The organism is Chryseobacterium sp. CH25 (assembly GCF_004119455.1).
In the GTDB taxonomy this organism is placed as follows: domain Bacteria; phylum Bacteroidota; class Bacteroidia; order Flavobacteriales; family Weeksellaceae; genus Chryseobacterium.
Window position 1 is genome coordinate 163,684 of the sequence record NZ_NRQT01000006.1, and the last position, 12,811, is coordinate 176,494.

The following is a 12,811-nucleotide window of genomic DNA, read 5'->3' on the forward strand; positions in this document are numbered from 1 at the left end:
TTTGATTTATTAATTTCACTTAACCTCTTAAATAAAAAGAATAAAAAAGGAGACTTATTTAGTCTCCTTCTTTTTTTTAATTACTTTTTTCTTTGACTTTTTTGGCATTTTTGCTTTGACAAATTTTTCTCTGTTTTTCAGAAAATCAATCATACTCTGTCCGTAGGCAAAGCTTTTGGCTTTTTTCAATGGCTCTATTGCTTTCTTATAGTCTAACCTGATTTCGAAAAGCAAAGACTGTTGAATAAGAATTCTGCATTTATCAATTCCTTTTATTTTCATAGCATATTCAATCAGTTTTTCTGCTTCTTCGAGATCCTCATTATCCAGTAGGCATTTGATATAAAATTGAGGAACATTCAGATTGGCAATATTACACTGCATAGCTTCTTCAAAATAGAGTTTGGCTTTTTCATAGTCTGTTAGAATTTCACTATAAATCCTCCCCATCAGGCAAAGGCTGTCTGCGTCTTCGGGATCGTAAGACAAAGCATAATTCAATGCCTCCAGGCAATCTGGAAGGCTATATGGATAATTATCCAGAGCCTCAAAATAGTATTTATTTTTAGTTAAGGTCACTGCTGTAGTTTTTTAGGTTGTGTTTAAGGATATTCCTTTGTTTTTTGAAGGATTTATCCTGATAATTATTTTTAAAATCTGTTCCGGAAAATGTACGGACCGGATTTCCGCGTTCTACCTGAAGATGATGGTTCCAGGTTTCCTTCATTCGGTTTTCCAATTGCTGAATATAAGATCCCATAACCTTTTCTTTTAGTCTGGTAATGGATAGCTTTTTATTACTCAATTGCGATCGTGTATCCTGTACAAATACGGATTCATTGGTTGGAATATGGGTTGCCCGAACGGCCGTATTTACTTTATTAACGTTCTGCCCACCGCTTCCCTGACTCCTGGAGGTCTGAAACCTGATATCTTTTTCATTGAAATTAACTGTTTCCAGATTTTCCAATTCAAAGATTCCGATAAACCACTTACTTCTTTTATGCAGTTTTCTAAACGTACTCTTCCCTTCCCAGCAGATGGTTCCCAACCATGTTTTTAAAAATTCGTTGGTATTCTTTCCTTTTAAAAGCACGGTTACTGATTTCACAGTCATATTGACATCTCCGTTTTCACGGTGGATAATCTCGTAATCTATATTATTTTGGTTGAGTTCTTCGAGAAAGGTTTTTAATACCTTGGATACTACCCATTGGCATTCTAAGGGACCTCTTCCTGAAGTGATCTGTATTAATTTTTCCATTGTTATTTTGGCATTTTGCTTAATAAGGGATGTCCAACAGGATCTGTTCCCTTCTGTAATAATTCTTTTGCAGCCATTACTGCCCAGCATTTATCGCTGGAATGAATATTTCTGTAGAATGAAAGTAAAAGATCAGGTTTTACCACCGTAAATCCATTAACTTCAACTGTTTCAAGATCGTTTTTCTCAAAGAAATCGATGGTGATTCTGTGATACTTTTCATTTTCTAATTCTACTGTTTTTTCATAGCGTCTGAAGTTCTCTTCGCTTGGAAGATGGTCATAACGGGTCCAGACTTTCTGAAACCCTTCCTGTTGAAGGATGATGATTACTTCAGCTACGTTTTCTTTCTTTACAAAGACATCAATATCCTTGTGGTCATGGGCGTGTTTGTATTCTGTATGCCCTGTTTCTGACATGAAATGCCATGCCCATCCGCCGGACATGATGACTTTATCTTTTAATTTTTTCAATATTTCAAGTCCTAACCGGATTCTGAATTCCGGCCAGAGTTCTCCATATCTTTTTATATTATGAGGTGCTCCCATTTTTTTGTTTTTTGTGGTTTGTATCCGTCTCCTGCAAATTTCTGAAGAAGGAAGAATCTCCTTTTATATAGCAAGATTCTTCGCTTCGTTTTGAAACTGTATTCAGAATGACCGAGTTTTATTATTAGCCCCGATTGCAGCAATTGTCTGAGCTCATTTTTCTTTTCCAAAAAGAAAAATAGCGAGTGCGGAAAGCGGGATTAAGCTCCTAAAAATGAACTGGCTATCGGTCCATCCTCACAATTCTCGGCTGGAATGTTCCCAGAATATCCACCAGTTCGCTTTGTGCATTCATAACTTCATGAATATCTTTATACGCCATTGGTGCTTCTTCTGTATTTCCACCCATCAGCGTAACATCTTTAAGCTTTAATTCTTTTTTAATATCATTCTGAGTGAAAAGGCTTCTGCATTCTCCTCTTGAGTGTGCTCTTCCTGCGCCGTGAGAAGCTGAGTTCAGTGAATCCGGATTTCCTTTACCGCGAACGATAAATCCTTTAGCAGTCATAGATCCCGGAATCATTCCCAATTCGTTTTCATTGGCAGGAGTAGCTCCTTTTCTGTGGACAATTACTTCTTTTCCGTTGTGAATTTCTTTCCACGCGAAATTGTGATGGTTCTCAATTCTTGCTTTCACTCTTCCGCCTACTGCTTTTACCAGTCTTCTGTGAATATCATCATGACAGACTGAAGCATAATCGCCCGCAAGGTTCATTGCAGTCCAATATTCCAAACCAAGATGAGTACTCAAATCCAACCAGGCGAATTGTTGCGCTTCTTTAGGCAATGGACATTGTTCTACTGCTACTCTTGAATAATATTGAGCGATTTCAGCTCCTAATCCTCTTGAGCCGCTGTGTGACAGAATCCCAAGGTATTTTCCTTTTGGTAAGCCGATTTGTTCATCTTCTTCAGTGATTTCTACTTCTCCAAATTCTACAAAGTGATTTCCACCTCCTGAAGACCCCATTTGTTTGATGGCTTTTCCTTTTAATCTTCTTAAAATAGGAATCAGATCAAAGGTATCTCTCTCGAAGATTTCGTGATCTACATGAGATTTATGAGTCTCATACATTCCAAATTTTGTATGTTCAGCAAGGGCTTTTTCATATTTATCCCTTGCTCCGTTCAGATATGAAACGGGTGTATCCAAAATACTCAGGCTCATTCTACAGCCGATATCCATTCCTACTCCGTAAGGAATTACTGCGTTTTCTACAGCCAACACTCCTCGATCGGAAGACCATAGCCGCTATGAGCGTCTGGCATTAATGCACCCTGAACAGAAACCGGAAGTTTCAATGCCGTGTACAACTGATTTTTCGCTTCTTCTGAGATATTATTTCCGAAGATCTGAAAGTCTGCACGCTGCGAATTCAGCATCCTTTTTTCTGTTTTTTTGGATGAAAGTAAAGTTTCTGCAATCTGTCCGAAGGTCAAATCTTTCTCGAATTGCTCCGGGTTAATCAGAATTTCTTTTAAAAGAGATTTCACATAATGGATATTTTTAGTTGCGAAATTTCTCTTCATTACTTCCAAGGCTACGTTTACGCTTTGATTATTTGGATAGCCCAGTTTTAATATATCTTTTCCTTTTAGTTTTAAATTTCCCATTGTTTTTGTTTTTAAATAAAGGACGCATCGTCCAAAAAACTTTCTGCAATCTCTGTTGCAGACATTGCGCAGGTAACATATTTCCTGCTTTTGATAAGATCTGTTTCGTATTCCATTTTCCATGGATTAGATTTTCCGTGTATTTTCTTCTGAAGAATTCCTACTATTTTATGCTGTCCCAAATATGCATCCAACTCAGCCTGTTCTTTCTCAAGTTCAGCATCTATTGGTTTGTGATGGGTAATCATATGCGGTCTTGTCCTCAGGGTAAATCTCCACGGTTCAGTAAATTCGTAGTAAGTTTCATTGCATTTCCGGAAGGGACAGTATTCTTCCTTTTTCAGGAAATATTGTCTTTCTCTTGGAGTAAGCCCAAATTTCGGACTGCTCCAGGAGTATGAAGAAACACGATTGAGTTTTTGTTCTCTTTCTACGTATATCCTTCGGCCAAATTTTCTTTTCTTTTTTAAAAACTGGCGGCTTCCTGAATACATATACGTATTGATTTTCTTCAAAATTCCTTCAAAGAATTCTCCATCACTGCTCCGCATCACATCATCCCTTACGACAAAGAATCTTACGAATCCTAATTGATAGGGATTTTCAAGGGGTATTAATGGAAGGTTTCTTAAGATATCCGAAACTTCTTTACTACGTTTATACTTTTTTCTTATCTGTTTTTCTACATCTTTTTTTATTGTTCTTTTTCTGCTTCTCAGGCTTCTCAGCCGATAAAACAGAAGGTTATCATTTTCCATGTAAGACACAAGATATCAGATACAAAACCTGTAATACAGGATTTGCATTTAATCTATTTTCTTATTCAACTAAAATATTAGTTGATTGAATTAATAATGATGAACAGGTATAGTTTTTGGGTATAAAACCTCAACTATTTTGTTCCTAAAAACACTTAAAAAGATTCCGGGGAAACGTGAGTTTGAAATATTGCGCAATAAAAACCCGAAATCTCTACGACTTCGGGTTTTGATATTGTATTGTACTATTATTCTAAGAGTGTACCAAACCGCGAAGCCTTACCACCATAAGGGGTAATCCAACTGTAGAATTCTGATTAGTTCTGAACATTGCTTCGTTGTTTTTAAATGGTTAAACTTGATTTTCAGGTGCAAATATAGAATTATTTTTTTAATCATCAATTATTTAAATCTTATTTTTGTGAAAAAAGAGTTTTATGCATAGATTTTTATTGGCCTTAGTTCCATTACTTTTCATAAGTTGTAAGAAAGAGGAACCTGTAAAAAAAGAAGAGGTAAAAGTAGTAGAGAAAGGCTGTTTTTCTTCTCATTTCATGGAAAAAATTCTGGATTTGGAAGAAATGAAAGAACAGGCTAAGTTTCTCGAATCAGTGACCAAAGAGAAAGGTAGGATCGGTTTTCTTGTAGACAGTACGAAAGTAAATAATGGCTGGGATTATTCTATTTCTGCAGGCTATAATGGTCCGGATCGTTTTGAAACCTATCATATTTTTCATGCTTCAAGTAATCAGTGTAATACTTTGACCATTTTAGATCCTCCGTCGGGAGAATATATTTCTCTGGAGGAATGGAGAAAAAATAAAGATACCCCCGCCCCAATGGAATCGTTATTAAAAATTGGGCTTTATAGCTTACCTATTGAAAGCCTTCCTCAGGTAGATGTAAAGTTTATAGAAACAGATTTTACGGTGGAAGGTTCAGAAAAGTACAGCTGTGGAGAACCCACATTCCGATATTTTCCTTTAGCACGCTATAAGAATGTTGAACTGATTCTTGTCCCTATGGATTGTGGAGATTTTGATTACCGATATTATCTGCTTACCGTAGTGAATAACAGCATCATTGGTGAAGCCTATGTAGAAGGCATTTGGTTTGATCCCGGAAAGGATGATAAAAAGGAGGAATTCAGCAGTTATGAAATCAATAAAGCAGGAGAAATCACCGTGACAACAGATTATAAGATTGATGGAAATAGTCAAAAGATAATGAAAACACATTATCAGATTATGGATGATGGTAAAATCGTTCAGAAAAAATAAAATAAAAGCTGTTTCAATTTTTGAAACAGCTTTTATTTTTTTCACTTGAGGTGAATAATGCTTAGAAAAATAGCATCAATAACTTTTGTCATCCGTTTGATATCCAATGTTTCTAAAGTATCTGTAGTTTTGTGATAATTTTTGTTTCTAAAGAAAGAAGTATCTGTAATCATGAGTGCTGGAAAATCGAACTTCCAATAATTCAAATGATCGGAATAGTCTACACCGCCAACAAATTTCGGGGCTGGAAATGTTTCTGCTTTTATCTGATTTGAATCTTTGAAATGATCTATAAAGTTTCCTACGAACGGCCCTGCTCCACTAAACTTTTTCACCAGAGTAATGAAATCACCTTTGTCCCCGTAAATCCATGAAAGAGCACCTACAGGAAAATCCTGGGATCCTTTTTCATCTTTAAAATAACCAATCATTTCTACACTGGCCATTCCATAGACGTTAATATTGTTATCTTTTAAATATTTTGCATGAACATAGCTGCCCATATTTTCTGTTCTGAAATAGGGTGGTTCTTCTAATGTATAGGCCACAAGATCTACTCTATACTTAAGTTTTTGATTTTGAAGCATTCTTGCCAGTTCTAAAAGTGCTGTGACTCCGGTTGCATTATCATCTGCACCCTGTTGATCTCCACAAACATCATAATGAGCTCCTATGATGATTCTTTTGCTGTTTCCCGTACCAAAGGAACATATTACATTCTTATAGACCTGTCCATTTACTGTATATTCCTGAAACGCTGTACTGTCGGCATAAGTCAAGAAAGTTTGGTGAATATAGTCTGCAACAGTATTTAATTGATCTATATTTTTATGATTCCGGAATTGTGGAGTTTGGGTAAGTATTACCAGATGTTTCTTAACCTGTGAGCTGTCTGCAGGGACAGGAGAAACTTGTGCTGTCTGCTCCTTTTTCCCTCCTGAAAAGAGTAATATCGTACCTATAAAGAGAAAGCCTACCAAGAAAATCAGCTTTTTCTTGGTAGGCTTTACTATATTTTTTAAACCCATAGATGTGCTTTTAATTTCTATATGAAAATTAAAGCTTTTTGGGATTAGTTTTCTAAAAATCTTTCCAGGATTTCCACTGCGCATTTTGGAAGATTGGTTCCAGGGCCGAAAATGAAATCAGCCCCATTTGCATAAAGGAATTCATAATCCTGTTGTGGAATAACTCCTCCTACTACAATAGTAATATCATCTGCACCCAGCTTTTTTAATTCTCCGACTACCTGAGGCACTAATGTTTTGTGCCCTGCAGCTAATGAAGAAACTCCCAAAATATGAATATCATTTTCTACAGCCTGTTTTGCTACTTCTTCCGGTGTTTGGAATAATGGAGCAACGTCAACGTCAAATCCCATATCTGCAAATGCTGTTGCTACTACCTTTGCACCTCTGTCGTGTCCATCCTGCCCCATTTTAGCCACCATAATCCTTGGGCGGCGACCTTCTTCTTCTTCAAATTTCTGAGTCAGATTAAGGGCTTTTTCAAAATATTCATTTTTACCGGCATTCATAGCGTATACTCCAGAGATTGTTTTGATGTTTGCTTTATATCTTCCAAAGGTTTCTTCCATGGCATCACTCATTTCACCAAGGGTAACTCTTCTTCTTGCGGCTTCAATACAAAGTGCCAACAGGTTTCCTTTTCCTGTTTTCGCACTTTCACGGATTTCATTCAGGATTTCCGTTACGGCTTCAGCGCTTCTTTCTGCTTTGATGGTATTTAATCGTTCAATCTGTTTTCTTCGAACTTCTGTGTTATCAATATCAAGAATTTCAATGGCATCTTGTTTTAATGAGGATTTGAAAGAGTTTACTCCAATGATGAATTCTTCACCACTATCGATCTTCGCCTGTTTTTTAGCAGCTGCTTCTTCAATTCTCATTTTTGGAATACCAGCTTCAATGGCTTTGGTCATTCCGCCTTCCTGTTCTACCTCATCAATATACTTCATCGCTTCTTCAATCATTTGCTGAGTAAGGCTTTCTACAAGGTTACTTCCACCCATAGGATCTACCACATCGCATATTCCGCTTTCCTGCTGAAGAATAATCTGTGTATTTCTTGCAATCTTAGCTGAATAATCGGTAGGAAGAGCAATGGCTTCATCTAATGCATTAGTGTGTAACGATTGTGTTCCGCCTAATGCTGAAGATAATGCTTCAATAGCAGTTCTTGTGATATTATTGAAAGGCTCCTGTTCTGTTAATGACCATCCTGAAGTTTGGGAATGGGTTCTTAATGCTAAAGATTTTGGATTCTTAGGATCAAACTGTTTTAAAAGATTGGCCCAGATATATCTTGCAGCACGCATTTTAGCAATTTCCATGAAGTGATTCATCCCGATTGCCCAGAAGAATGATAAACGAGGTGCAAAATCGTCTACGTTCATTCCTGCTTTGATTCCTGTTCTAACATATTCAAGACCGTCTGCAAGGGTATAAGCCATTTCCAGTACCGGAGTGGCTCCTGCTTCCTGCATATGATATCCTGAAATGGAAATAGAGTTGAATTTCGGAATGTTCTGTGATGTATATTCAAAAATATCTGCAATAATCTTCATGGAAGGTGCAGGTGGATAGATATAAGTATTTCTTACCATGAATTCTTTCAAGATATCATTCTGGATGGTACCCGAAAGAAGTTCCTGTTTTACGCCCTGCTCTTCTGCTGCTACAATATAGAAAGACAGGATTGGAAGTACAGCCCCATTCATTGTCATGGAAACGGAGATCTGGTCTAACGGAATTTCATTAAAAAGGATCTTCATATCTTCCACAGAGTCGATGGCTACCCCTGCTTTTCCTACGTCTCCTACTACTCTTGCATGGTCAGAGTCATATCCTCTGTGTGTAGCAAGATCAAAAGCTACAGAAAGTCCTTTCTGCCCTGCAGCAAGGTTTCGTCTGTAAAAGGCATTGGATTCTTCTGCTGTGGAGAAACCGGCATACTGACGGATAGTCCATGGCTTTTGAACATACATTGTAGAATATGGTCCTCTTAAGTAAGGAGCAATCCCTGGAGAGGTTTCCGTTAAAGATTCATTTTTAATATCATCTTTTTTATAGGAAGATTTCAACTGTAATCCATCTTTTTCAAAAGGATAGATCTCAGTTATTTTTTCAGTTATATTAAATTGAGGAGTTTTATTTTGAACTTCCCTTCTCATATTTACGGATTTATTAGATGGCTAAATTTAAGCATTTTTAAAATAATAGATAAGTGTTGATAATCTAATGATTACATGAGTTTTAAATTATCATCTCCCTCATATTAAATCCTGTTTAAAAACTTCATCAAAAGATAATTCATGAGTATTAAATCGTCTTTTCAATATAAATTTCAATAACTTTGGCAGTTCAAATTTTAAATTAAAACCATGAAAAAATTATTATTTTCTGCCATAGCTTTAATGGCTGCCAATGTTGCTTTTGGGCAATTAACTCTTGAACATTCGTTCACTAATGAAGATACTTTCGTTTATTCAACCTCTACAGAAACATTTTATATTTCAAAGACCACTGACAATAAACTAAAAATTTATAATTCAAACTATGCGCTTTATAAAACAGTGAACGTTCCAATGCCAGCCAATTTTAATAGATTAGATTTTTTGGGTGAAGAATTTTCAATATCCAAAAACATCTTTAATAATGATGGTAAATTTGAATTTATGGTAGGAGTTTTTAATGACACCCAAACTTACTATAAACTATTATTAATTAACGAAGACGGAACATTAATAAAAGACTTTCATACAGATCCCAATACACTCTACGGTGGCGAATTTCATGTTTTTCATGATGCTACAACAAATACCAATAAGTTAACTGTTCATAGTGGGACAACTTTCAATAATAGTAGTACTCCATTAACCGAAGTTTATGCCTTACCAACTACAGTTTTAGCAGCAAAAGAAATTCAGGCTGGAAGTAAGTTATCTGCATTCCCAATTCCAACTAATAAAATACTGAATGTTATGAATCCCGGAAACGGAGCAAATAAGATTGAGATTTTTGATATAACCGGAAAACTGGTTGTCAACAAATCTTTCTCAGTTTCGGAAGGTAAGATTTCAATTGACGTAGAAAATCTTCCTAAGGGAGCGTATATTTATAAGATTGGAAATTTGAGTTCTAAGTTTATGAAGAATTAATTATTTCCACATAAGTAAACAAAACCCCGGATGAACGTCATCCGGGGTTTTTATATTATAGTTGTTTATATACTACTATTTTTTAATAAGCTTAGTATTGTAAGTGTTTTTATCATCTTTGATTGTAACAACATACATACCTTTGATTAATGAAGCAACATTAATTCTCTGACCGTCAATCTGACCTTGTTGAACTAATCTTCCGTCTGCAGAGTAGATTTTGTAATCTGCTTTACCTTTAAGGTTTTTCACTTCTACGAAAGTATCTGCCGGGTTAGGATAGATAGAAATTTCTGAAGATGCTTTTGCTCCTTTTACTTCATCTGTTCCTAATGTTCCTGTAATTTTTACAGAAAAGTCCATGATACCTCCACCACCAGAAGCAATTTCACCACATGGGCTTCCTAATGCTGATGTACCGTATTTAGTCATTACTCTCATTCTTAACAATTTATCTCCACTATAGCTAGTAGCAGGAACAACAAAGTTTTGAGCTCCAAAACTAACGCTTCCCGGAGGAACTCCTCCAGACACGGAAATTACTCTCTCAGATATTTCAAATTGTCCATTTCTATTATAATCAATCCATACTGAAAGATTTAGAGGTAAATTATTACTACTAGCTTGCTGAAGAACAAGTGGTGTAAGTGCATATGAAGTTCCCTGTACCAGGTTTATAATCTGTGCAGGGTTTTCTGATACGTCTTTATAAGATCTTAATGTAGGATCATCATAAGCAATATTAGCAACAGTTACTTTTCTAATAGCACCTACATAGGATGTACCTGTATTTATGATACAATAATCAATACCTGTTTTCAGGCCTTTAGTTTTAAATGCATAATTATTAGAGAATGTACCTGCTACGTTATTTACAACTGCAGCAACCTGTACTTCATAGTTCGTTTCATCTTCAAGTCCTGCTAAAGCCACAGAATTTGTTGTACTTGTTACATTTGTCCAGCTTGGAGCATTCACTTTTCTATAGTTAACAGAATAAGTAGCACCAGGAACGCTATTCCAAGATACTCTTGCTGTTGTTTTGAATACTTCTGAATCTATTGTTGAAACTCCTGTTGGAGCAGCTGTTGTAGAAGTAGGTGCATCAGCAACAGTAACCTGTGGAGAAACAGCATAGAAAATATTTCCAATGGCTGATATTCTCAATTTAATAGGCGCTGTGATATTACTTGGCATCTGAAGCGTATAGCTACCCGTGTTAGGAGTAGAAGCTACAAGTTCTGTCCATGATCCTCCATCTAAAACATCTGTTGTATATTCAATCTTTACGTTGGCTACGTTATATGGTGCATTGTTTGTATTTGCAACATCCCATTGAATAACATTGTTTGCATTTTTATATAATACAGCTCCTGTTGTTATTCCATTAAATTTGAAAGGTCCATCATTTTTAACCACTACTGTTGTTTCAGCAGAAACCAGCATTGGTGTAGCGTTCCCATCTCTAACTGTTACCGCATACTTAAGTGTTCTTGGGATATAAGAAACAGTTTCCCACTTCGCTTTATCTGTTAGGTTTCCTTTCATTACATTAGGCAGAGAAGGGAAATATCTTCTTCCTCCTGGTGTACCGAAATATGATCTTGTTAATGCTCCCTGAGGGTTATATCCCCAACCGCTATCTCCAGAAATTGACCCAAATTGGGTTACACTGTCATACTGTTCCCATGTATAATTCAAGGCATCAGTGTCTGTAGCACTTGCATCCAGATAATACGGTGTTCCTTTTGGAACATTATATGATACAAGTGGAGAGATTACCGGTGCTGTATTGGTTGTAATTGTTGTTGATACTCCACAATTAGGTTTGTCATCCAGATTATTTAGAATCTGATTTACAGATGCATAATGGAAATAAGCATCTGATTTCATGGCAACATTATCCGGAGTAATTCCTGCATATCCCATAATAGTTGTACCACCACCTGGCTCAACATTTACTCCAGAACCTTCTGAACGGTTTGAGAAAGTGTGGTTTCCTCCTAATTGGTGCCCCATTTCGTGAGCTACATAGTCTATATCAAATGAATCTCCCCATGGCTTACCATCAGCTGGAGATGTATAACCTGATCCTTTGTATGCTACCGGTGATCCATATTGATCTAAGCTTATATCATCACTACATACACATCCAATACATCCTGCATTACCACCGCCACCATCTCGTCCAAATAAATGGCCTATATCAAATGCTGCTTCTCCTACGTTTGCGTGAAGATCATTCATAAGTTCAACATTCCATTCTCCGTCAGATCCAACATCAGAATTAGAATAAGGATCTGCAGTAGGATCTGTATACACGATATTAGGAAGATTCTGTACAAGTAATTTAATTGCAAAATCTTTTTGGAATACCCCATTTACACGAGTCATCGTATTATTTATCGCAACTATCGCCGGTGCTTTCTTTTCATCTTCAGTTGCTGTAGCTGGTACTCCTGCCTGAGTCATGAAATATTGTGTATATTCCCCAGTAACAGCCATTGCCAGTTTATACGTTCTAAATTTTGTACTTGCTGGCCTGCTTGTAATTCCTAAACTAGAAAGATTTTTTTTTCCGTTGGCTTCTAAAGATTTTATGTCATTAAGATTTTTTTCATCTGAAGTACATTCAAATCCATGCTCACCCTGTGTTCTATTTGTTTTATAGAAAACACCATATGTCTGTTTATCTGTAGTAATTGGCTCTATAAACTGAAATACGCCATCTTTAATAATCATAGACTGCAATTCCTTTGGAGAGGTACTGAATCTTAAATATTTAGAAGGATCATCTACACCAACTCCTACATAAGAACCTAACTGATATCTTTCTGCAAGAGATTTTTCCATTACAGGATCACTGTATACAGCAAATTTTTCAATTTTCCCTTCTGCTGTAGGTAAAGAAATAATAACAGCCTGAGCTCCTTTTCCTGTTTCTACTGCATCTTTTAAGCTATTTCTAAGAGACTGCAGGTCTAGTCTGTAAGAATACTGAACTTCTACTTCTTTTCTTACTTCAGACGTTTTTTGTGAGGCTGGCGTCCACCTCTGTGCATTAAAGCTAGACAGTCCTGCTGCCAATGCACAAACTAGTAAAATTCTTTTTTTCATAATTACTTAATCAATCTAAGATTAATAAACTTTAAATATCCGCGATAAAA

Annotated in this window: 9 protein-coding genes and 1 pseudogene; 2 read left to right on the forward strand and 8 right to left on the reverse strand. The window is 36.3% G+C overall.

All coding sequences use genetic code 11. The annotated features are described in order from the left end of the window. Positions 1-54: 54 nt before the first annotated feature. The 5 genes and pseudogenes from BOQ64_RS15825 to BOQ64_RS15845 form a co-directional block, all read right to left on the reverse strand. Positions 55-579, reverse strand: a complete 525-nt coding sequence (locus BOQ64_RS15825; RefSeq protein WP_129059155.1) for a tetratricopeptide repeat protein — start codon at positions 577-579, stop codon at positions 55-57. Further along, a complete protein-coding gene (gene prfH / locus BOQ64_RS15830) occupies positions 566-1,264 on the reverse strand; it encodes a peptide chain release factor H (protein ID WP_129059156.1) in 699 nt (232 codons plus the stop codon). The genes BOQ64_RS15825 and prfH overlap by 14 nt, the downstream gene beginning before the upstream one ends. Before the next feature lie 2 nt (positions 1,265-1,266). Further along, complete coding sequence (locus BOQ64_RS15835) at positions 1,267-1,812, reverse strand: hypothetical protein (RefSeq protein ID WP_129059157.1); 546 nt, start codon at positions 1,810-1,812, stop codon at positions 1,267-1,269. 223 nt (positions 1,813-2,035) lie between these two features. Next, a pseudogene (locus BOQ64_RS15840) lies at positions 2,036-3,426 on the reverse strand (RtcB family protein). Between the two features lie 11 nt (positions 3,427-3,437). Further along, entirely contained in the window at positions 3,438-4,184 is a 747-nt protein-coding gene (locus tag BOQ64_RS15845; RefSeq protein WP_129059158.1) for a hypothetical protein, read from the reverse strand. Between the two features lie 437 nt (positions 4,185-4,621). Here BOQ64_RS15845 and BOQ64_RS15850 point away from each other — a divergent pair, with 437 nt between their 5' ends. After that, complete coding sequence (locus tag BOQ64_RS15850) at positions 4,622-5,464, forward strand: hypothetical protein (protein ID WP_129059159.1); 843 nt, start codon at positions 4,622-4,624, stop codon at positions 5,462-5,464. Between the two features lie 41 nt (positions 5,465-5,505). Here BOQ64_RS15850 and BOQ64_RS15855 read toward each other — a convergent pair whose 3' ends face one another. After that, positions 5,506-6,492, reverse strand: coding sequence for a M28 family peptidase (locus BOQ64_RS15855; RefSeq protein ID WP_129059160.1), 987 nt, complete (start codon positions 6,490-6,492; stop codon positions 5,506-5,508). Positions 6,493-6,536: 44 nt separating this feature from the next. Continuing rightward, positions 6,537-8,657, reverse strand: a complete 2,121-nt coding sequence (scpA, locus tag BOQ64_RS15860) for a methylmalonyl-CoA mutase (RefSeq protein ID WP_129059161.1) — start codon at positions 8,655-8,657, stop codon at positions 6,537-6,539. A 210-nt stretch (positions 8,658-8,867) separates the two neighbouring features. Here scpA and BOQ64_RS15865 point away from each other — a divergent pair, with 210 nt between their 5' ends. After that, the gene (locus tag BOQ64_RS15865) at positions 8,868-9,644 is read left to right on the forward strand and encodes a T9SS type A sorting domain-containing protein (RefSeq protein WP_129059162.1); all 777 of its coding nucleotides are present in this window, start codon (positions 8,868-8,870) and stop codon (positions 9,642-9,644) included. Positions 9,645-9,719: 75 nt separating this feature from the next. On the opposite strand, the gene BOQ64_RS15870 is transcribed toward BOQ64_RS15865, so the two are convergent. Further along, on the reverse strand, positions 9,720-12,761 hold the full coding sequence (locus BOQ64_RS15870; protein WP_129059163.1) for a zinc-dependent metalloprotease: 3,042 nt from the start codon (positions 12,759-12,761) through the stop codon (positions 9,720-9,722). Positions 12,762-12,811: the final 50 nt, after the last annotated feature.